The sequence below is a fragment of the Sporofaciens sp. St.21A7 genome, from assembly GCF_059728535.1.
The window spans coordinates 285,676-307,519 of record NZ_BAAGFN010000002.1; the positions used below are offsets into that span (position 1 = coordinate 285,676).

General features: G+C 42.7%; 24 protein-coding genes and 2 pseudogenes. 5 read left to right on the forward strand and 21 right to left on the reverse strand.

Annotated elements, in window-relative coordinates:
• Window positions 1-410 precede the first annotated feature (410 nt).
• Window positions 411-845, forward strand: a complete 435-nt coding sequence (locus AC6I3O_RS28035) for a hypothetical protein (protein ID WP_497854085.1) — start codon at window positions 411-413, stop codon at window positions 843-845.
• A 200-nt stretch (window positions 846-1,045) separates the two neighbouring features.
• Here the strand turns inward: AC6I3O_RS28035 and AC6I3O_RS28040 are convergent, their stop codons facing one another.
• Entirely contained in the window at window positions 1,046-1,759 is a 714-nt protein-coding gene (locus tag AC6I3O_RS28040) for a hypothetical protein (RefSeq protein ID WP_497854087.1), read from the reverse strand.
• 572 nt (window positions 1,760-2,331) lie between these two features.
• Here AC6I3O_RS28040 and AC6I3O_RS28045 point away from each other — a divergent pair.
• Window positions 2,332-2,700 (forward strand): helix-turn-helix domain-containing protein, encoded by a 369-nt coding sequence (locus AC6I3O_RS28045; RefSeq protein ID WP_125126797.1) that lies wholly within the window; start codon window positions 2,332-2,334, stop codon window positions 2,698-2,700.
• A gap of 212 nt (window positions 2,701-2,912) precedes the next feature.
• Here the strand turns inward: AC6I3O_RS28045 and AC6I3O_RS28050 are convergent.
• The 7 genes and pseudogenes from AC6I3O_RS28050 to AC6I3O_RS28080 form a co-directional block, all read right to left on the reverse strand.
• Window positions 2,913-3,086, reverse strand: a pseudogene (locus AC6I3O_RS28050) (AraC family transcriptional regulator); the annotation flags it as partial.
• Window positions 3,087-3,217: 131 nt separating this feature from the next.
• Window positions 3,218-4,804, reverse strand: coding sequence for a hypothetical protein (locus AC6I3O_RS28055; RefSeq protein WP_497854091.1), 1,587 nt, complete (start codon window positions 4,802-4,804; stop codon window positions 3,218-3,220).
• On the reverse strand, window positions 4,788-5,513 hold the full coding sequence (locus AC6I3O_RS28060; RefSeq protein WP_004068827.1) for an ABC transporter ATP-binding protein: 726 nt from the start codon (window positions 5,511-5,513) through the stop codon (window positions 4,788-4,790). Before AC6I3O_RS28060 ends, AC6I3O_RS28055 begins: the two co-directional genes overlap by 17 nt.
• Window positions 5,514-5,571: 58 nt before the next feature.
• Window positions 5,572-6,693 carry a helix-turn-helix domain-containing protein gene (locus AC6I3O_RS28065; protein WP_497854093.1) on the reverse strand — a complete coding sequence of 374 codons (1,122 nt, stop codon included), beginning with the start codon at window positions 6,691-6,693 and terminating at the stop codon, window positions 5,572-5,574.
• A gap of 619 nt (window positions 6,694-7,312) precedes the next feature.
• Complete coding sequence (locus AC6I3O_RS28070; RefSeq protein WP_044989570.1) at window positions 7,313-7,702, reverse strand: pentapeptide repeat-containing protein; 390 nt, start codon at window positions 7,700-7,702, stop codon at window positions 7,313-7,315.
• Entirely contained in the window at window positions 7,647-8,528 is an 882-nt protein-coding gene (locus tag AC6I3O_RS28075) for a hypothetical protein (protein WP_497854095.1), read from the reverse strand. Before AC6I3O_RS28075 ends, AC6I3O_RS28070 begins: the two co-directional genes overlap by 56 nt.
• Window positions 8,485-9,585, reverse strand: a complete 1,101-nt coding sequence (locus tag AC6I3O_RS28080; protein ID WP_497854097.1) for an NACHT domain-containing protein — start codon at window positions 9,583-9,585, stop codon at window positions 8,485-8,487. The genes AC6I3O_RS28075 and AC6I3O_RS28080 overlap by 44 nt, the downstream gene beginning before the upstream one ends.
• Before the next feature lie 146 nt (window positions 9,586-9,731).
• Between AC6I3O_RS28080 and AC6I3O_RS28085 the strand changes: the two genes are divergently transcribed.
• The 3 genes from AC6I3O_RS28085 to AC6I3O_RS28095 are packed head-to-tail and all read left to right on the forward strand — an operon-like array spanning window position 9,732 to window position 12,794.
• Entirely contained in the window at window positions 9,732-10,385 is a 654-nt protein-coding gene (locus AC6I3O_RS28085; protein ID WP_004068832.1) for a TetR/AcrR family transcriptional regulator, read from the forward strand.
• Between the two features lie 28 nt (window positions 10,386-10,413).
• Complete coding sequence (locus tag AC6I3O_RS28090; RefSeq protein ID WP_497854099.1) at window positions 10,414-11,763, forward strand: MFS transporter; 1,350 nt, start codon at window positions 10,414-10,416, stop codon at window positions 11,761-11,763.
• A 32-nt stretch (window positions 11,764-11,795) separates the two neighbouring features.
• Entirely contained in the window at window positions 11,796-12,794 is a 999-nt protein-coding gene (locus AC6I3O_RS28095) for an alpha/beta fold hydrolase (RefSeq protein ID WP_004068836.1), read from the forward strand.
• 48 nt (window positions 12,795-12,842) lie between these two features.
• Here the strand turns inward: AC6I3O_RS28095 and AC6I3O_RS28100 are convergent, their stop codons facing one another.
• The 13 genes and pseudogenes from AC6I3O_RS28100 to AC6I3O_RS28160 form a co-directional block, all read right to left on the reverse strand.
• Window positions 12,843-14,996 (reverse strand): penicillin-binding transpeptidase domain-containing protein, encoded by a 2,154-nt coding sequence (locus tag AC6I3O_RS28100; protein WP_497854101.1) that lies wholly within the window; start codon window positions 14,994-14,996, stop codon window positions 12,843-12,845.
• 138 nt (window positions 14,997-15,134) lie between these two features.
• On the reverse strand, window positions 15,135-15,272 hold the full coding sequence (locus AC6I3O_RS28105) for a winged helix-turn-helix domain-containing protein (RefSeq protein ID WP_331496446.1): 138 nt from the start codon (window positions 15,270-15,272) through the stop codon (window positions 15,135-15,137).
• A gap of 18 nt (window positions 15,273-15,290) precedes the next feature.
• A pseudogene (locus tag AC6I3O_RS28110) lies at window positions 15,291-15,665 on the reverse strand (GyrI-like domain-containing protein); the annotation flags it as partial.
• A gap of 185 nt (window positions 15,666-15,850) precedes the next feature.
• Complete coding sequence (tsaA, locus tag AC6I3O_RS28115; protein WP_497854103.1) at window positions 15,851-16,324, reverse strand: tRNA (N6-threonylcarbamoyladenosine(37)-N6)-methyltransferase TrmO; 474 nt, start codon at window positions 16,322-16,324, stop codon at window positions 15,851-15,853.
• A gap of 119 nt (window positions 16,325-16,443) precedes the next feature.
• Window positions 16,444-17,256 carry a MerR family transcriptional regulator gene (locus AC6I3O_RS28120; RefSeq protein ID WP_016220573.1) on the reverse strand — a complete coding sequence of 271 codons (813 nt, stop codon included), beginning with the start codon at window positions 17,254-17,256 and terminating at the stop codon, window positions 16,444-16,446.
• A gap of 120 nt (window positions 17,257-17,376) precedes the next feature.
• Window positions 17,377-17,928, reverse strand: coding sequence for a DUF3795 domain-containing protein (locus tag AC6I3O_RS28125; protein WP_497854106.1), 552 nt, complete (start codon window positions 17,926-17,928; stop codon window positions 17,377-17,379).
• Window positions 17,929-18,012: 84 nt separating this feature from the next.
• Window positions 18,013-18,429 (reverse strand): pyridoxamine 5'-phosphate oxidase family protein, encoded by a 417-nt coding sequence (locus tag AC6I3O_RS28130; protein ID WP_300701184.1) that lies wholly within the window; start codon window positions 18,427-18,429, stop codon window positions 18,013-18,015.
• A 107-nt stretch (window positions 18,430-18,536) separates the two neighbouring features.
• Window positions 18,537-19,091 carry a GNAT family N-acetyltransferase gene (locus AC6I3O_RS28135; protein WP_497854110.1) on the reverse strand — a complete coding sequence of 185 codons (555 nt, stop codon included), beginning with the start codon at window positions 19,089-19,091 and terminating at the stop codon, window positions 18,537-18,539.
• A gap of 278 nt (window positions 19,092-19,369) precedes the next feature.
• Window positions 19,370-19,894, reverse strand: a complete 525-nt coding sequence (locus tag AC6I3O_RS28140) for a cysteine hydrolase family protein (protein ID WP_497854112.1) — start codon at window positions 19,892-19,894, stop codon at window positions 19,370-19,372.
• 64 nt (window positions 19,895-19,958) lie between these two features.
• Window positions 19,959-20,564, reverse strand: coding sequence for a hypothetical protein (locus AC6I3O_RS28145; protein ID WP_497854114.1), 606 nt, complete (start codon window positions 20,562-20,564; stop codon window positions 19,959-19,961).
• A gap of 21 nt (window positions 20,565-20,585) precedes the next feature.
• Window positions 20,586-21,050, reverse strand: a complete 465-nt coding sequence (locus AC6I3O_RS28150; protein WP_497854116.1) for a DUF3788 domain-containing protein — start codon at window positions 21,048-21,050, stop codon at window positions 20,586-20,588.
• Between the two features lie 86 nt (window positions 21,051-21,136).
• Window positions 21,137-21,478 carry a DUF8612 domain-containing protein gene (locus AC6I3O_RS28155; protein WP_497854118.1) on the reverse strand — a complete coding sequence of 114 codons (342 nt, stop codon included), beginning with the start codon at window positions 21,476-21,478 and terminating at the stop codon, window positions 21,137-21,139.
• Window positions 21,479-21,632: 154 nt separating this feature from the next.
• On the reverse strand, window positions 21,633-21,809 hold the full coding sequence (locus AC6I3O_RS28160; protein WP_497854120.1) for a hypothetical protein: 177 nt from the start codon (window positions 21,807-21,809) through the stop codon (window positions 21,633-21,635).
• Between the last annotated feature and the right edge of the window lie 35 nt (window positions 21,810-21,844).

Sequence of the window (21,844 nt, forward strand, 5' to 3'; positions counted from 1 at the left end):
GATACCTGTTTCCAGGAATTGTACAAAAAGCCTTCCGCACTTTGGCTCGCTAAAAAAATATATCCTTATTATATAGAAAGAAACACGCTCTTTCAAATCCACAAAACGCCATATACTGCCAAATACATATTACTGCTGTCCTTCGAGGAAAACATATCTGATATTAAGACAACTTATCTGTTCCCCTGCCTTTCTCTTTTATTCTGTTGCCCATTCCATGTTTTGCGACATCTTCTCCTTATTCTTTCATTGAGCATTCCGGAGGGCTCTGTTAAGCTATGGGTATACGATATTGGATTTCAAAAGGACTTCCGACAAAATAATATAATAAGGAGAGGAATACAGGTGAAAAAACAGAAAATCCTGATCATGCCCCTGCAGTAATGGACAGCATGCGGAACTACTATAAGATGTTCCAATATTTAAGCAAGACTGGTTTAGAAAAAAAGAAGATGTACTGGGAAAGATATTATATCATGAAATTTTTAGGATATTCTTATCATAGAAAAGAAAACGGTTTAACAGGAAAACCCCTGTTTCTAAAAGAGGCCCTGGATGGCTATCAGTTTGCTTATACCGAAAAGGATACATTAATGGCTCCTTATATGGCTGTCCGCTATCAGATCCGATGGGAATCAAAAGATGAATTTCCAATTGAATCCATGCTTTCGGAAATTATGAAGCACAGAATTCCGGAAATTCATGAAATATTACTGCTATCCTATAGTAAAAATAATATGATATTTTCCATACTTCCCTCGGAATATGGTTACTTATGTGATTTGGTAAATAATATTGCATGTTATTTTGCAGAGATAAATAAAAAAATTGCCGGTACATATTGACGAAGACATTTTGAGCAGTCAGAATGAAAAATGTGTGGCAGTGCCTTGATTAATGTAAGGTGGCAGTGAGAAAAAATAGCGGGGAAGAGCAAATGATGTTATATGTATACTTCATACTATAACATAAATGTAATACAAAAATCAGGATAACTGACCGTTTTGAGACATCTGGACAGCTCCTGATTTTTATATTTCTCCTACTATTTTAATTCATCGTAGACAAAACCGGCAATCAGTCCTTTTCTAATCGCTGAATCCTCTCTGCTCATACATATTTTATATGCCTCTTGATTGTCCATCCTATCTCTTTTCCATTCAAAATGACCCATTTCATACACAAAATACTCATCCTGACTCGTAGTAACCAGGAGCCTGCCACCATTTTTCAGCAGCATATAGAGATTCTGCATGATGAATTCCCGGTATGGATGGTAACACTGCTCATCAAAATATCTCAGTGAATATACCACTTCTATTTTGTCAGCATTCTCATCCCTGCAAAGCTTTAGAGCTGTTCCCTTTTTGGGCAAATCCTCAATAGACTCCGACATCCTCCTGAGAATATATAAGTGTTCCTTCGTCTCCTGATCCAAAATCTTATTATAGTTCGCTACTTCCCGAACAGTCTCAACCTCTTTCATAACGCGGATAATCCAAAAATCCTTTAAATCTTCTCCAGCCCAGTTCCATACATAAGGCTCTATTGTTTTCCAAAAGTCCATAATATCAAAGTAATGCTCATTGGGTTGTGCTGCCTTTTCATCTTTAAAAAAGAACTGAAGACATTCCTCTTCCTCTGCCTCCTTCCTCAGTACGCTTGAAAAAAAAGCATCAACAGATTCAATCGCATTTCTTACGCTGTTAAAATCCGTTTCTCCACCTAATTTACCAGTAAATCTTCCCGTCAAATCCATATTAATGTCTCCTGTACCTTTCATATCTGCGCCACAAATTGGTTGAAATTATATCAGATACCAATATACGATTCCAGCAGTTCCTGCTAATTACCATTATTTACCATATAAAAAGCAAAATTTTCTTTCCATCTATTTCTTTCCGGATATTTCTTTCGGCAAGTTGCAAAAAACACCTCAGACACAGGTAAATACGGCAATCCCCGCTATTTAGCTTAATTAAACATATCTATATTTTTACATCACGATTTCCTATCATTCCGCCAACTGCAAACATATATCTGTCTTTTTATATGGTATACCTTTATATGAATACTTTCAATAAAAAATATAAAATATCTCTTATTTTCGGAACCTCATGGATAGATTTTATTGTTTTACTGCTTAAATAGCCCTTGTAAAATTATTACTGCTTATTTGCCTGTCATCTGCAAATTAAATTCCATGAATAAAATGTATTCTGTGATAGAACTATAACTCATAGAATGATTAACTTTATAATTTTATTATAATATAGTTTTACAAAGGTTACAATGTACAGAAATACTTATATCAAAGGAGTACCCCCATCCATGGAGCTTAATTTTAAAGCCATAGGTAAGAGAATCAAAATAGCAAGACTTAAAACCGATCTGACTCAGGAAATTATGGCAGAAAAGATAGGAGTTACACCTCAGCATGTCAGCAATATTGAAACCGGTAATTCCAGCGTCAGCCTGACAACGCTTATTGCTATAGCAAATCTTCTAAAAGTGTCGGTCGATGAGTTGATATGTGATACGGTATTGAAAACTAAATATGTATTTAGCAAAGAAGCAAATGAAATCTTTAGAGATTGTAATGAATATGAGATACGCGTTTTGGTAGAAATACTGAAAGCGGCGAAATATTCCATGCGTGATGTGAAAATGTTTGAGGCCAGAATAAAAAATAATGAATAAAATCGAAACAAAGCCGGCAGTAGGGAACTCCCTGCCTGCCGGCTTTGCTTATACCTCATCTTCCCAAATTTATTTTTCCTTTTCAGGCAGCAACGGTTTCACCCAGATTTCCATATACGCCATATCTTCTGCATCCCGGAAATACTTTTCTACCGAAAATGGTTCTGTAGTGAGGTTGTGCCGAGGCAGCCATGTGCTGAATAGATATTTGTTTGCCTGGGTTTCGCATACTCCTGGACCGGTTTTCTGACCAGACGTTTAAACAGACGCTGATAATAAAATTGGGACAAGCCAACCATATCGGCAAGCTCCTCTGTAGAGATTTCTCCTGATAAATGTTCCTCGATATAATTCAATGACTGGTCTATAGTTTCCCATGCGTGCATTGCGGCACCTCCTTTATTTGATGCTCAAATCATACCACACTGTTTTTTATCAGGCTTTTCACCCTATGCCCTTTTTCATCACAGCTCCCATATACAATATTGCATGATGTCAGATATCAGTCCTGTTCTGCTCAAAGTTCCCGCAAATCTATGCGGTTATTCTTTCGATACATCAGACATGTTATCCCCAGAAGCAGCACACACAGAACAGCCCGATATCCCCCGGAATATCCTTCCGGAACCAGACAGGCGCCCGCGCCGCCAAGGATTGCAAGGACAGCCCCGCCCATGCCGCCAAGTACGGCTGAAGCGCTCTGTTTGACCACGCTTACCTCATTCTCCCAATCCAGAACCGGGAAATGCAGATTAACGGTAATCCCGTATACACAGGCAAACAGCAGGATCACCGCCGGAATCACCATCATCCAGAAGCTATCCTGTAATCCCGGCTTTAATGCAAGGATCAGGAAAACCTCCGACACAAGGTAAAAAGGCAGAATCAGGATCAGATTCATCAAAAGCTTTGCGTCCAGGACTGTCCGTGCCGGCAGCGGCAGGCTTTTGGCAAGCCACCACTCCTTCCCTTCCATGGAAACAGATGTGGCTGCAGTTGTCATCATACAAAAAGTGCCTGCCAGCAGAAACGGTGCGATTACTGCCAGATCAACCGGAACCGGCAGGAGCTCTTTCACCCTCGCCGGGCCTGTAAAAAGAAGCGCCCCCGATATGACACAGCCCATAAGCGGTCCGATGATCGTATTGGATACATAAATACTCGATGAGAAATACCGTCGGAATTCCTTCCTGCACAGGGAAACCAACGCCGAGTCTGCTTTCAAATCTCCCATCTGATAATCATGCCTTGCCGCCGTTGTATACAGATTCCGGCAGATGGACTGAAAACAGGCGGATACGGCCGCCGCCGCCGCGGCAAATACAGACAGAAATAAACCTGTATACATCAAGCACCGGCTGATTTCCCCATCTACAATCGCCGTCCCAAGCAGCACAGCCGGAGGATAGAATCTCTCAAGCATAGCCGAAATCATTCCGGACAGTTCCTCCATAATCTCCAGACTTTCCATCCCTTCCACTGATGTAAGACGCGAAGAACCATACATAATGGCAAAAACAAATACTATCGTAAGCGTTGACGCTACCAGGCTTTTATGCCGCATCCTGGAAGAAATTCCCGTAACCAGAGCCCCAATAAGGATCGCCCCTGTCATTGGCAGTAACGGCACTGACCATATCCCAAGAAACGCACACAGATAGAATGACACATCCGGCCTCATCTGCCATGCATACACTGCAATCCCCGGAAGCAGTACCAGGGCAGCCATCAGCAGATTTTCCGTATACATGCGCAAAAACCGTCCAAGCACTACTGCGCCTTTCCTTACAGGCAGGGATACTACCATATCATATCCCTGTCTCCGGAAAATGATGCTTCCCGCCTTTAAGATTCCAAATACAAAAATGAGCATGCTGGATATGGCGATGACATAAGCCGGAACATCTTCTCCTGCTCCAATCTCCACCAGTCCCCAGGAAAGGCCGCCCACATAAAATAGCAGCATAATAATCAGGAGTATCCAGAGGACAGAAAGCATTACGGCCCTCTTCTTTTTACGCTTATCTTTCGTGAACCGTAAAATATTTATGCCAAGGAGATTACATAGCTCCAGCCTGGCCATAATCCTAATCTGCGCCAGCATTATTTACCACCTCCATAAAAATGGACTCCAGCGTATTGCCCTGCTTTACAACCTCCTCCATGGTGCCTTCGGCAATCAGGCGTCCCTCCTTGATCATCGCTACCTTGTTACAAAGCTTCTCAGCCACCTCCAGCACGTGGGTGGAAAAGAATATGGCGCCCCCGCCGGCGCAAAGTTTCCTCATCCTCTCTTTCAGAATAACGGAAGCTTTCGGGTCAAGCCCCACAAAAGGCTCGTCCAAAACCAACAGCCTTGGTTCATGCAGCAGCGCAGATATAATAGCAAGCTTCTGTTTCATACCATGGGAATAAGAAGAAATCAGATCCCCAAAGGATTCCGTTATTTCAAATTCATCCCCGTACCTTTGGATCCGTTCCTTCCTCTCTCCTGCCGGAACCTTGAAAATATCGGCAATAAAGTTCAGATACTGGATGCCTGTCAGATACTCATACAGATCCGGATTATCCGGAATATATGCCGTCATCTGTTTGCACACAAGCGGGTCATCATGAAGGCTGATTCCTCCGATCCGAATCTCTCCCGCATCATATCCATGGATCCCGGCAATGCATTTCAGCGTTGTTGTCTTCCCGGCTCCATTATGCCCGATGAATGCGCAGATATCACCCGGCATCACATGAAGGCTCAGATCCGTGACGCCCTTGCTGCCGCCCTTATAGTGTTTCGTCAAATGATTGATAATAAGCATTGTTTTCCTCCTGTTTTACGAGAGCAGTCTCTGTAGCTGCTTCGCATCTGCCAATCTTCTATGTGTCAGTTTTTGCAAAATGCTGCAGTATTTTCTGGAAATCAGCATTCTCTTTCAGAGCCTCAAAAGCTGGGTGGCTGAATGCTTCCTGCAGATTCTGAAAAACGAATTTCCTGCTTCTTGGAGCCATTTCTCCCAATGGAAGGGCTTCAATCCATGCGTCTAAACGGTCAAAATATTCATCTCCGTGGAGTACAACCTTCTCTGCCCGTAAGAGCCCGTCAACACATTTCTCAAAAAGGAAGAGGGCCTTCAGCGCTTCTTCCTCCTCCCCGACCGCTGCATACATGACTGCCGCCTGATAATGGAACTGTGCAGCAAGATTGGGATGGAGCTTCTCCAGCAGGTAGGCTTCCATTACATTTCTGATCCTGCATACTGTCTTTTTGCACCGCTCTATGTCATCTTGATATAAAGCCAGGGATATCGCGGCATCACTGACCAGGTTCAGAATATCCAGCCATTCCCTTGCCTGGATATAACCTCTTGCCTTCTCATGTTCCCCCGCCATCTGATATGCCTGGACCAGTATGGCTCCGTCCTGCCCTGCAAGACGGGCGGGGTCAGAAGAAGGCTCCAGCATAGTTATCGTTTCAGCCGCTTTCCCAAGCCATAAGCTGATGCCAGCCTTCAAAACCAAAGCATCACTGCATATGCTTACATCGCTGCAGCTTTCCAGAATATGGTCGCACCATGAAGCCGCCTCCTCCAAAAGCTGTTTTTGTTCCTCTTCTGACTCTGCCAGCATGTAATGATTCAGGTACAATACAGTAAGCTGCATCAAAAAGGCATGGCAGGAATAGTACCTGTGGGCCAGAGTGCGGGTCTTTTCAATGGCCTCATGAAAAGGAAGCCTGGCAAAATCCTTTACAAGCTCCGCATAGAAGTAGCGGATCTGCTCTTTGGAGAGCTTTGCTTTGTACCCGATCAGCTCGTCTATCGTTGTGCCAAAATAGGCAGAAAGTTCGAGCAGAAGCATAAGATCCGGTGTGCTTTGGGCATTTTCCCACTTGGATACTGCCGCCTTACTTACTCCGAGGAAGTCTGCAAGCTCCTCCTGGGTAATCCTCCGCTCGCGCCTTAGCCGGATAATATTGTCCGATAAATTTAGTCTGTCCATACTGTTATTGTTCTCCTTATCCTCTATTGTATTACCTCTTTTCTTCATTATAATAAAAAGGGGATTCCCTATCAATCGAACTGTATTCCACTTTTTCGCAAAAAAGTCAACCGGGGAGAAACTTCTTCTTATTACTAAAAACACTGGAGTAATTATTTTATGTTTGATGTGATGACAGAAATAAATTCACTAACAAAGATTGAATGAAGCAACTTTTTCATCTAGTATCCAACTAAAAGTAAATATATTTTGACAAAAAACAGAAGTGGAATTGTTGCACATTCATCCACTGATAAAGTACCTAATTCCACCTCTGAGTTTTTCATATATTGCAGTCTTGCATGCATATTGACTTTACCTCAAAAGCCTTTAGAGCAGAACTTACAATCCATCTCGCCTGACTTCACTCCCCGTATTCATCATCTGTTGAAAAATTCTCAATAAATCTACCAAAGTTGGTGCTTCCTTCTATCGTATTATCAGATGGCAGCTTTTCCTTTAAGGTTTAATAAGGATTGGATTAGTTCCGGGTCGGGCAAGGCGTCTATCCAGTCCCTCTTTGTAAATCCTTGCTCACTCAAATCTCCAACCTCCTGTTAAACTCGTTTTAAAATCTGACTCACTCTTTCACTCCGCCGTCCATCGAAGCCGATCCTTCATCCGCAGCCTGCAACAATTTCTTTAAATGTTCCATCTGTTCCTCATTTACATTAGAACAAAATCCATCTGGAAGAGTTGTTCCAGAGAGAATACAGTTGTCAAACTTACTACCCTTAATGTTTGCTCCTGCCAGACTTGAAAACCTAAAATCCGCATTCTCAAAATTACAGTTTACCAGCATCGCATTTGAGAAATCTGTACTTGCAAGAATCGTATCCGAGAAATCACAGCTCAAAAACTTTGAATGATTAAACATCCCATACCGTAAATCTGCCTTTTTCATATCAAACAAATTAAAATTGGCATATCCTGCAACCGGAATACTGTAACAGGCTGCGTTTCCCATCATACCGGTAATCATGAACCGCACCATGGAAGAACATCTTCTCAAAAAAATAACCTAAAAACTGGTACTTTAATTCCTGCCGGATAAATTCTTCTTCCTCGTTAGATAACATCTTATACAAAGATCTGTAATAGATAAACTCAGATACCTTATCACTGACATCTGAATCAGCAAACAGACGGCTGAAAGCACAGATAAATGCTTCAATGACCGTACTACGCTTCTGCTCATCCCTCATGCATTCTTCATCAAAAGACTGATAAATGGTTTCAAGCTCATAAAATATCTTTTCACACAGGAAGAAATCTCTTATATTATTGTGATAAAATTCAGCAACGCCTCTTTTACCATCATTTTTCCAATAATTACAAAGCGCATAACACCGTCTTACAATCTGCCCTGTCTGTTTTGATTCCAGCTGCAGGCCGCGTATGATTTCCCCGATATCATCCTGTGTTACATACAGCTTCTTATTCCCGGTCGCATACATTTTATAAGCAATCTCAGCGCCAACCCGATACAAAACATCCTTATACCTGCTAATCATATGTGTATAGGAATCCCTTGAAAACAGCTTGTTATACTCCGTGTTGCTCAGCTCCACAGAAAATATCTGATGGTATAAGACCCATGGATTATCCCATGCCTCATCCGTAATCTTCCCTGCCGCAAGCATATATAGAGCCAACGGGGTATCACAGATTCCATCCGAAGAATCGTCCTCAATCCCAAGGATCCGATCAAGCCGCGGAAATTCTTCCCGGTCACACACCTTCCGGTATTTTTCAATCCATTCCTCCCGCTTTCCCGCATTGAAATGCTTTAACAATACATAGGCGATGCCGGTGCCGATTCCCTCCTCTTTCAGTTTTAATACATCTATAAATTTGGGCCTCGTTGTTATGATAATATGGCTTTCCGAGAATCCTGATTTCGCTCAAAATCTGCTCCGCAAAGTCCGTCATTCCGTCAATCATACATAATTCATCAAATCCATCCAGAAATAAGACCGATTTCCCTGCCTTTTCTGCAAACGCTTCATACGTCTCAAATCCCAGCTCTCCCAAAATGCCCTTAACCGGTGCTTCTATAAACTTTTTGCTCATAGTCAGATTCCTCAAACGGACACAAAACATTGCGCATCCGTCAAATATGCCGTTTTCGGATTCTTGCATGGCCTTCTCATTGCCGAAAGCAAGATGTGAAATCAAGCTGCTTTTTCCTACACCAGCATCACCTTCCATCACCATAACACGGTTTTTCCTATCCGCCGGAAACTCAGCCAGAAGCTTCTCAATATCTGGCCGACTTTCCCATAATCTCATGGAACTGCGGGGTGCAATATCATAATCCGGCCTGACATATGTATCCTTCAAAGTAATAGCCCTTTTGTCTTCTGCCTTATGCAGAAACAATACACTTCCGTAGCTTTTGACATAACCATAGTAATCCTGGTTACATTCTGACTTTTCTTTTCCCTCCAACATCCGGTATATATCATCACACACGATAGAGGCATGGAGACTTCGTAGTTCCGGATCATTCTTTACCAGCCTATCCATATGGCGGTAAATAAAATCCACTTCTTCCGGCGTAACGATACTGTCCGCCTTTTCACCATACTGGACAGGGGGAAATACATCCTTTCTTGGAAGGAAACCTTCCATCAACCACTGCGTATAAAACTCAATGTTTTTCTGCCATATAAATAGACTGCTATTACTGCATTGATACTCCTTTTCATATATCTCCTGTGCAGTCTCAATCACATTTGTAATCCTGTCCTGCAGGTTTTCTTTTGTAATATAGTCAAATATCCCCTGTATCCCATTTGTAACAAGACCAGTTACGATACTGCTGATATAACCATATATCTGTTCATTCATCTCTCGTTCCTCTTTTCAGGATGTTTTCTGCTGATTTGATATAAATGTTATCATGCAGGTATAGAAAAAGCAACTTTCATTGACATTAATCAAAAAAAGTGATAGTATAACTATCATAAAATCCAGACAGACAGGAGAGATTCTTTATGGGAGAATCTATGATTCGGAAACAGCAGATGGAGCGGCGCACGCAGCAGATACTTCACACTGCTCTAAAGCTGTTCTGTGAAAAAGGGATTGAAGACACATCGGTGGAGGAGATTGCGAAAGCCGCCGGTGTCGGACCAGCTACAATCTACCGTTATTTTGAAACCAAAGCCCAGCTTGCGATCTCGGCAGGGATTGCATACTGGCAGAAGGTTGCAGGGAAATATCTGGAGTCCCTGTCCCAAATCGCATATCAGAAACTAAGCGGACTCCAACAGATGGAATGTATTTTCCATATCTTTTCAGAGATTTTCCAGGAGGAACTTCTATTTCTGAAATTTCTCCAGGAGTTTGATATCTTTGTCCAAAGATATCACATTTCAAAAGAACGGCTGGGCGAATATGAAGAATACATTCTGAATCTGAAGCCTTATATGACAAATGCCCTGGAAAAGGGTCTCAGGGACGGAAGCCTGGCCTTTTCATATACAGCAGATGAAATATATTTTTCCGTGACACATACGCTGATAAGTCTGATGCAGAAGCTGTCCTTAAATGGGCACATCCTTTCATCTGACGAGCGGGTCGGCCTGGCATTGCAGGTAGAGATTGCGGGCAATCTGCTCCTTAAGGGCTTGGCAGCAAAAGAATGATAACATAGAGGGAACAAGGAGGATACATATGAAATCACTATCTACAGGTAAAATATGGCTTTTCGCAGCCGGACAGTTTGGATGGTCTTTACTGTCTGGTCTGATTTCTAATTGGCTGGTATACTTTTATCAGCCGGATGAGGTGTCTGTGGCACAGGGACAGCCGCTGTTTATTCCCCAGGGGTTGGTTATTCTCGGAATCTTTACGGTAATCGGGGGCATTACTGCCTTCGGACGGCTTTTTGACGCATTCACAGATCCGTTGATCGCATCGCTTTCAGACCGCTGTACCTCTGAAAATGGCCGGCGAATCCCATTTTTGAAATGGGCGGCCCTGCCTCTTTCTGTGTCTACCGTACTGATATTCTGGTCCCCGGTCAACAGGAACAGTTGGGCCAATGCCATTTTCCTGTTCGTAATGGTACTGGTATATTATCTGTCAATTACAGCTTACTGTACACCGTATAATGCCCTGATTCCGGAGTTGGGGCACAACCAGCAGGAACGCTTAAATATTTCCACTGTAATTTCTTTTACTTTTATTGCAGGAACCGCAGTCGCCTATCTGGCGCCGGTCATCTGGGGAGCCCTGATCCCGGTATTGGGCCGTATAGGTGCTATCCGCGCAACATTCACAGTTATGGCTGTCATCGCATTTTTCTGCATGCAGATACCGGTCTGGTCCATCCGCGAAAAAGAATATGTCAATACCGTCCCTTCACAGGATACTGCGTTTTCTTCTCTTGTTTCCACATTCCGCAACGGAGAATTCCGGAAATTCGTAGGCTCAGACATCCTGTACTGGATTGCCATTACCATGTTCCAGACAGGCCTTCCGTTTTTCGTCACCAGCCTGCTGAAGCTTCCGGAAACAATGACCACGCTCTATTTTGTAGGCATGACGGCATTGTCACTGATATTTTATATCCCAATCAATAAGCTGGCGCCGAAGCTTGGCAAGAAAAAACTGATAGTTGTGGCATTTGTAATCTTTTCGTTATCCTATCTTTATACCGGATTCCTTGGAAGGATCTCGTTTATTTCCGCCAATGCGCAGGGCCTGCTCCTTATGATTGCGGCTTCGTTGCCCATGGCGGTCTTTGGAATCCTTCCGCAGGCAGTAGTCGCCGACATTGCCCAGAGCGATGCGAAGCGCAGCGGCAGCAACCGGGAAGGCATGTTCTATGCCGCAAGGACTTTTGCCTTTAAGCTGGGCCAGAGCCTCTCTATGCTCCTGTTTACAGCGGTTTCTACAATTGGGAATGCATCGGGGACTGGATACCGTATTGCAGCATTTTCAGCCGCATGCTTCTGCTTTTTAGGTGGAATTGTATTCCTGTTTTATGATGAAAACAAAATCAACCAGGATATACGGTAACTGTGCAAATGGTTACAAAGGAGATTCATAAAATGGATAAAAGAACAATTCATAATCTGATCATACCGGCAGAAAAATATGCGGAAAGGATGGAGTCGATGGTTCTGCCCTATCTTGCAGAGAGGAAAACTGAAAATTACTGTGAGCGGGAAAAGGGAAAAAAGATTTTTTACCTGCGCTGCCTTGCAGACCATCCGCAGGGGATTGTCATCCTGTCCCACGGCTATACGGAGACAACCGATAAGCATCTGGAAAATATCTATTACTTTCTCCGCGGCGGGTATCATGTCTTCATGCCGGAACACTGCGGACACGGCCGCAGCTACAGATTATGCAGTAATACTGAAGATTTTTCTCTGGTACATATTGATGACTATAAAAGATATGTAGAGGACCTGCTCTTCGTAAGCCGCATTGCGGCACAGGAATTTCCCGGCCTTCCCATATGCCTGTACGGCCACTCTATGGGCGGCGGAATCGCCGCATGTGCAGCCGCGCAGGATCCCCGGCTCTATTCCAGGCTTATCCTCTCTTCACCAATGATACGCCCAAACACTGCTCCGACCCCCTGGCCATTGGCATGCCTCGTTGCAAAGGTGTTCTGTATGGCCGGCAGGGAAGAACGCTATCTGCCGGGAAACCACCCTTATGATGGAACGGAGCAATATGCCGACAGTGCGTCCGCTTCTCAATGCAGATTCCTGTATTATCAGGAAAAACGCAGCAAGGAGCCGTTATTTCAGATGAACGCAGCCTCCTATGGGTGGCTTTGGCAGGCGCACCGGTTAAACCGTAATCTTCAAAAGAAAGCATGGCGTCGGATTTCCTGCCCCACAAGGATTTTTCAGGCAGAAAACGAGACCTATGTTTCTAAAAAGGAACAGGAACGGTTTGTGAAAAAATTATGCAGAAGGAAACGTATAGATGCAAAGCTTATCCGGGTAAAGGGGAGTAAGCACGAAATCTTCAATTCCGATCCGAAAACCTTAGAAGCGTATTGGGATAAAATTTTATCATATTTCAAAGCATAACAAGCCGCCCCCATTTATGCGGAAGTTTTAGAACGGACAGTAAACCACCTACTGTCCGCTCCCCCAATATGCATCCAGCGCGTTCCTGTCTTTACTGACTACATACCCGCTGCCGCCGATTTCTTTTACATTCTCCACCATACTCACGATCAGCAGTGAATCCTCCGCGTCCTTTTCTGCGGTAAATACGGCGAACCAGCCGATCTCTGTCCCTTCGGTGTCCTCCACAGATGCCTTGATTTCTGCTGTCCCGGTTTTTCCGGCCAGCACGATGTCCTCACGATGTGCCGCATAGCCGGTTCCTTCCGGGTTGTTCACCACCTTTTTCATGCCTTCCAGAACCTGCGCTGCAGTTTCCACCGAAAAAATCTGCGGAAGCCAGATTTCAGCACCGGTATTGCTGCCCGCGTCCATGTCAGCTTCATCTTCATATACCAGCCGCGGCTTCAATGCATTTCCCCCATTACAGAATGCTGTATACAAGCCGGCCATATGCAGTGGGTTGACCAGGATCTGCCCCTGGCCATAGCCGCTGTCCGCAAGCTGAATCTCCGATTCGATATGCTCCGTATTGGAATACTGTGATGGGGGCATCACGATCTCGAAGGGAATCTGCTCCCCAAACCCCATGATGTTCAGCTCTCGTTCCAATACATCTGCACCAATCCCCAGCGCCGCTTTTGCAAAGTAAATATTATCCGAATAGATCAGAGCATTTTCCATGGTCACAGGCTCATACGCATGAAGCGTCGTTATATAATAGTCTCCCCAGGTAGCGTCCTTCTGCCAGCTCAGCCCCTCATTTCCAAAGTCCTCCTGCCAATCGACCGCACCTGTTTTCAAACCGATGGACGCAATGACCGGCTTTAACGTAGACCCGGGACACCAGATCTGCCGGAAACGGTTCAGCAACGGTTTTCGTTCATCCTCATTGAGGGCATTCCACCGGGCATCAGACAGGCCCAGGATAAATTCATTGCTGTCAAAGGAGGGTGTACTGACCAGTGCCAGTACCTCTCCCGAGCAGGGATCCATCGCAACGGAGCAGCCTGGATCTTCCTGGAACTGCTGATACAAAGCTTCCTGGAGCTGCGTGTCGATGGTCAGCCGGACGTCCTGCCCGTTTTTCACCGGGAGATTGGCCAGTACAGATTTTTTGCTGCCATCCTCCCTTTCTATATAAATGCTGCATCCGTCCTGCCCCTTCAATTCCTTTTCAAACAGTGCTTCCAGGCCGCTTTTGCCGATCACGCTGTTTTCGTTGTAACCCTCCCCCGCATGCTCCTCCAGATCCTCGGCGGTCACATTTCTTACATAGCCGGTCAGATGCCCGGCTGCAGCACCGAATGGATATGTCCGCACCTCCACGTCGCTGATCATGACACCCGGGATGGCAAGCAGTACATCTTGCCGTGCTTTCTCCGCAAGCACATCTTCCTTCGGATCCAGCGCCATCAGATCAAGCTCACTGACCTTCGGAACCGTTTTGAGCGGAACGAAGGAATCCTCCGTCACCCAGGCTGCGTCCAGACAGTTCCGGATTGTTTCCGGATCCATGTCCAACAGCCTGGATAACTGATGTAAGGCATTTTCCCGATCCTCCAGCCTTCCAGGTACGAGTCCCACTGATGAGGCGGTTCCAGGCCCGGCAAGCATCCGTTCATTCCGATCCAATATTTTCCCCCGCTCTGCCGGGCTTGATTCGATACGCACCTTGTCTTCGGAAGCCAGTTCCGGGAAGATCAGGCCGTCATGCCAAATGATTTTATATCCATCCTCCGTATCTGTAAATTGCATTTCGTTTTCAAACCGGAGATTACCGGCAAAGGTGTCAAAGGACATCTGGTAAGCTACGCTATCCTGTTCCCTGCTATTATTTCTGTCATTTTCCAGAACCTCGACCCGGACATTTTCAATCTCTATTCCCTCATAAATGGCAGAATTCCGTTTTATAAAAGCTTCCTTGTCCGTATATGCGGAATGGGCCGGATCCGTCATCCGGTACATTTCCTCATAATTATGCTGCCCAATCTGTTCCATATATCTGACAAGAAGCTCTTCCGGCGTCTCCCGGCCGCTGCCCCTCATGAAATAAACAATCCCGCAGACTGCTGCAAATGCTGCGGTTACAGACAGGACAGCCGCAGCGATGTGGATACGCTTTTTATTCCTTTTGTAAGGCTGCCTCCTTTTCCTTTCCATATCTGCCTCCATCCTCCTGAAAATATTCCACCTGTACGGTTGGATGTTCCATTGCGTCTGTAGATACAATACCTTTTATTTCATATATCTTACACCTGTAGTATTTATGTGTCAAGAAAATCAGAACTCATTATTTGTTCAACCAACGCCAACAACGCTTTTGATGTAGTCCGGGGAATCCGGCGTGATTTTCAGTTTCTTCCGCAGATTGCTTACATGGTTATTGACTGTCTTACAAAAGTAACTTCTTTCCTTTTGAATAGAGCGAATTCCAATCCATCCCTATTTTCCTCCTTAGCTTTTATTTTTCAGCGACAGGGGCTTAACCCAAATTTCCATGTAGGCCATATCCTCCGCATCTCTGTAATACTTCTCTGCAGAGAAGGGCTCTGTGGCCAGACTGTGGTGCTGCAACCATGTACCAAAAAGGTACTTGCTGGCCTGATCCAAAGCTACCGTCACCAAATTCTCAAAATTTTCTGCTTCGACTCTGCAAACGATGTATTCTCCTGCCAAGAGTTCTCTCTTAACAAAACCATCTTGCAGCCGGTCCGGAATATTTTGGACAAGGCCGCCTGCAAAATAAGTGAAAAGGTTTTGTGCAGTACCTTCCGCATGGGACATTCCCATTTCAACAGTAGTATTTAGATTGGCTGCGATTGAAATTCTGTTTCTTCAAAACAGAAGATAGCTACTCTCGCCAGCGCTTCTGTCATAAGTCGGTTGCCTTGATAGGCAGTAGAAAGGCGAAATGCTACTTTTGCCATGCGGCCATTTTCAATGAGATACACCCACATATCCCCGATGACTTAGGCTTATTCTGCGCATAATCCTGTAATTTCATAAGCCACCTCTTAAAATTTGAATACCTGTCCCCAATCAAAATAGCCGGACGCTTCTGTACTTTTCGGCCATTCGCTGCACCATACGGGAACACCAGGCGTTTCAACCCTGTCAAAACTCGGAGTGTACGGCTTGATGTCAAGTACGGGCGTATTGTCATTTGCGTCAATGAATGTAACACGAATCATGCCGTTGCTAAAATCAATGTTAATAATTTCGGACGCCGTTAATGCAATAGGGTTCGGACGCGCAGGAGACCGTGTTGCAAATACACCCATGACTTCGGGTGCGCCTTTATAGGGCTGTTCTGTCTGTAATTCATTCCGGTCTGCGTCGTTGTCGCAATCGCTGAACCACCAAAGGACATCGATGTGGCTGAAGCCCTCTAAGGCTTGCAGTCCGGGAATGTACTCCGGCTCTAACTGAATAAATGTTCCATTTTCATCATTTTTTACTTCGCCAATGGCTTTTAATTGATAGGTCATATTTTTCCTCCTTGCTTTTGTTGGTAAAACCAGTATAAGACCTCACATCATGTGAGATGCAATAGGGAAAAATAAAAAATGCCCTACATTTTTAGCAGGACATTTCAAAGTCTATACAATCATGCGTGTTCCAGCGGAATCTGAAGCTCAATCAAATATTTTTCAGAGTTATTCTCATTCCACGGACCTCTATGCACGATTTGGCGCATCGGGTTAGACATTTTGTATTCGCTGTTTGTCTGCAACCATTCGGCAAAGGTAAGGTAGGCACCTTTTATATTTGCAAAATCGCCATAAACCATTGTGCAAGCCATATACGGGACTGGTTCTGTCATGTGGAAACAAAACGGCTCTTTTGTCTTTCCCATTTTCTTTACCGGGGCGCATAGCTCAATATCAACATCTGTCTCTCGAAATTCTGTATCGTAATAAATGGAAAATGTATTGCCCGTTATTTCTATTTTTTGCGCACCTGTAAAAGTAGAAAGTTCTTTCCATAAGTCGCCCTCGGAATAGTAGTTTGGTACAACTTTCCGCAAGGATAGCACCTGATACGCGGGGATCGACTTAACGGAGATGTTATAGTGCAGTTCTCCTTTACCACCCTGTATTTCACTTTTTGCAAGTTCGATCTTCCGCAGTTTTTCTCGTTCGGTCTGTATTGCATTTTCTATCTCTATGCGCTTTTTGTCAAGTTGTGCAAGAAGTGATTGCTCGTCCATCGTCAGGGCAAGCGCAATTTCCGAAACATTTAGTCCACTATCCCGCAAATACAGAATCTTATTTAGACGCGGTATTTGCTTTACTGAATACAGTCGGTGTCCCGTCCACTTGTCAACCTCTGCCGGTGTCAGAAGTCCTACCTCGTCATAGTAGCGAAGCATACGAATAGATACCTGCACCAGCTTTGAAAATTCACCTATTCTAAACATTTTATCACCACCTATCTATCATTATATCCATAGTTTTTGATACTTCAAACAGAAATTCGCATTAAGTAATATAGATTTATTTTGGCTAACTGATAGTGATGTGGCGCTTTTTCAAATACATTATCTCTTTTTCTTGTGTAGCTTTAAATCAATATTTTTCGTTGCCGCTGCATCCTGTAGTAATCCAGCAACAAAAGCGCTTTTTTCTTTGAGCGTCAGTGTTTCCATATCAGGTTGACGGTCGATTTCTTTAAGTACCGTTTGCAGTTCTTGCAACTCCAGCAGGTTGACGGCTACGCAAAAGAGTGTCTTTTTGCGGCCATCATTATAATTGGATAATAAAACCTCCAGAATGTTGGCCTTCTCCGCCTGCTCTGCATTATAAGCGTCTATTCCAAGGCATTTGGCCTTTTCCATATCGGATTTTCGATTTCGATGTGTTATAAAGGAATCAAAATCGTCAATATGATCGTATTTTTCGCAAGGGTATTCGCTGCATTGGAAACAGTATTGGACACTGTCGTGCTCCATGCTGCACCTTGCGATTTTACAAGACTGGTTCCCCTCACCGCCGCCGCAGCCAGGACAATATTGATTCAAAAACATGGGGCAAAGCCCACAATTCAAACCGCAGAGGGAAAATAATTTGTTTTGCCGGTTAAATCCTTTCATGGAGCCTCCTTAAGCAGCCTACCTGCAAACGGTTAGGATAAGCTTTAATAATACTTGACCTAACACAGTAGGAAATTTGAAAATTTAAAACTCATATCTTGTACCATGCGAGAGCAACAGGCCATCTGTCAATTCCACACGCAGAATGATGGTGTTTTCATCGTTAAAATCAGTATGACCGTTATCAATCCATTCAGCAAAGACTTTTTTCAGCTTTTCAGCAATTACACCATTCTCTTTTTTCCCGAAATAACCCAGACAGACGCCGTTCCCGTGTGCTGTAAACCACTCGCCGGCGATTGCAACAACAGGGTTATCTTTTATATGCTTCATTTTATTTGAGAGTGCATGGGTAATGACATAAAATGCTCCATTTTCGTAATAGGCATTGACGTATCGCACATAAGGCGTTGCATTTTCCGTTGTTGCTAATGATATAATCGTATCTTTCCCGAAACGCTCAATCATGACCTGTTCTGCTTCTTGACTAAATTCTTTCATTGAATTATTCTCCCTTCATTAGCCTTTTGTAAGATTCCGCTTTTTGCATTTCTCCTTTTAAGCCCGAATTTGTTTTTTATTGTGTTTCTCTCTGATAAACTGCACTGTTAATCTGCCAAAATCTTTACCATTTTGTACTCATCTCTATAGCTACCATCATCATATTTAAGAGCACGTAAATTTTTCCCTATTTCTCTGAACCCAAATCGCTCATATAAATTCTTTGCGCGGGTATTTCCTTCAACCACTTCCAGTTCAACTTGTTCATATCCCATATTTTTTGCTAGGTAAAAAGCATAATCCATCATTGCAGAACCAATACCAAGGTTCCAATAATCTTTCTTAAGCGCTATTGCAAAATCACATCTATGATAAACACGCCTTAAACTGCCAATAGATTCAATTCCACAATTTCCTGCAATAATACCTTCCACTTGCGCCACCATCATTATTTCACGTGGAGTATTTCTTTTATTTTCTAAAAGCTGTTCCTCTGCTTCAACGGTATAAGTAACCTCATCCCCATTTCTAAGAAGAAATGGAGTCTCCGAAGATACCATTTGAAGATATTCTATCATACTTTCTGCATCTCTTATCTCGACAGAGCGAAGTGTGCAAATGCGGCCGTCTTTTAAATTTATTTCCCTCTCTTCAAATATCATTTTGTCCTCCTCCGTAATTTCCAAGAAACATTAATGAATATAATTTGTCTCTCCATTATTATAATAAAATAGATGCCCAAAGGGTAATTAAAGCATCGTATAATCAATCCATGTCCGATTATCAAAGATAAAATAGAGCAATTTTTAATCTACAGAAGCAAAAATACTCCGATACATGCTGTCTTCACAAAATTCCGATTTAAAAGATACTAATGTTTGCATTAACTGACTTCGTAAACTAAGTAAAGTATCAACTGCAAATTCCAGACAACTGGAATTTATCTATTCATCAATTCAAGAGTTTTTTCAAATGAAATACATTCTGCGTATCTTCCATTCCACATAAACTCATTATAATATCTATAAGAATTTTCCGCTGTCATATATGCATTATCAAGCGTACTGTTTGTATTTGCTGGAACAATCATTTTAAGTCCATGCTCAAAACCACATTTCACTGTTGCATCTATGCAGTAATCTGTTTGCAGCCCTACAATAATAATTGTATCTTCGTCTTTTTCATGTAGGTAATCCAACAACCCTGTATCTCTAAAAGCACTGTTTACATTTTTATCAAAAACTCGCTCATTTGGCATTGGCTGAAATTCTTCGTATATTTCATAGCCTAATGCGCCTTTAGTTAATTTCTGCCCAACACCATCATCATGTCTAACATAAATAACTTCTATATCGTTATTGCGTGCTTCTTTGATTAGTGCTTTAATACGATATACAAAAGTTTGAAATTTATATAAGTCATTATTCATAATTAAATTTTGAGTATCAGCAACTAGCAATATCATTCTATTACCTCCACAACTTCTTATTTATCTCTTCGTAATAATTCATAATAGTGCTACATATTGATTATTTCTCTATTGAAACAAATGGTGGAAAACTATCAGAACTATTCACACGTTGCATTGTATTTATGTCATAGTCAAAGCTTTTTCCATTATATTCATAATGTAATTTTCCATCTTCACAGTAAAAACGATGTTCTGATTGAAATGCCACAGGCTTAGATTGTCCGTCTTGTATTGGCTGATCACGATACAAAACCTGATCTTCTGAAAATTTTAATACATTGTTTTCGAGACAGATGTCATATATGCCACTAACCACTGCCTCTGCTGCTACATTTCTTCCAGAAGCTGAAATCATTCTAAAACAACCTGTCATTGTATCTGTACTTTTACGCTTAGCTAATTCAAAACGAAATAATGATACAGCACTAAAATCTTTTCGCAGTTCTTCTCGTTGTCCATCAGCTCCCATAAGCCATATCTTTTCATTTGCAACTATAAACATATCTAATTGAAATCCGCTTTGTGAGTATTTTAGATTAGAAAAAGAAATCTGATCCGAGTATACACCCTCTAACGCACCATCTTCTAGTTTGTAAACCAATTCCTTTGTAAACAGCGTTCTTCCATTTACATTTTCTTCGATAAAATCTATAATTTTTTTCATCCTCAAGTCCCTCTTAACCAATTATTTTCTATTTGGCTTTCTTTTGATACATAATAACTTCATGAAATCATCAAACATTGAAGTATCTACCGGCTCAAACATGACCCATTTTCCATCATGATAAGTTTGAGCTTCGTCATATATTTCTTGAACTTCTTTTGAGTAATTTCCCCTATCCGCTTCAAATTTTAATCGTTCGTCTTTCCCTAAGATAATCATAAAACCCACACAGTTTTCTCTTGCAAATAACGCGCATAACGTTTTACCGCATCGACGATATTTATATTCATATTTCCATGCTTTGCCGCCTTTATTCCACAAACAATCCATGTCATATTGTTCATCAATGAAAGCACATAACTTCTTCCATACGTTATATAAAGATTTCCCGTAATCCTGAAACACCTCTAATCCAAACAGATCCTCATAAAACTTTCTTGCAGCGTTAATATCTGCCACCGATAAAAGCATACATACATGTTTCATACAAATACTCCTTTCAAACTGTGGTTTCATATTTGGAAAATGAGAGCCGAAACGCCCTCATCCTTCCTTCACATTTTTCATAATAACTAAATCAACCAAACTGGCACATACCAGTTTTTTTCGTCCACAGGCAACAAATCGTTGGCCATGCAAATAACAAGAGATAAGCTACCAGGCCGGTATCTAAAAAGTGAAGGAGCGGCATTTTTACAATGCGTTTCAACGCGTTGTTGTGGTATGGCTGCACAAGAGCAATGATATGGGACGATACCAAAAAATTCCTCATAGACAACAGGCTTTGAGGTATGTGTGGCCACAATCGTCATAAAATTGTAAAACTGCATCTCATCGGCAACCTGTGCAAGATCACGGATATCTCTCTGCAGGTATGTATCCACATAGGAACGGTAATAGGTCTCCCAGTCCATATTTTCATTCGCATAAAGCTCCGACACTCTGCTGTTCAGAAATATTGCTATATTCTCACTGGAACAAGTTATGGAAACAGTCCAACTCTCCAAGAAATTCATCACCTAATCCAAACTATTCTGAAATAAACATGCAGATTCCGACCTCATATAGTTATTTTTCCAGCATCAGCAAGTAACTGTCCAGCCTTGCATTCACATAACCTGCAAACAGCTTTTCCATTGCACCAAGATTATGCTTTACGTGGTATTCATCAAATGCATTGTAATACGAAATCCGGTCTGCAAACTTAATGTCAATTGGCGGATATCCTGCTTTCATTAATTCCAAATTTACAAGCAGTCTTCCAATTCTGCCATTTCCGT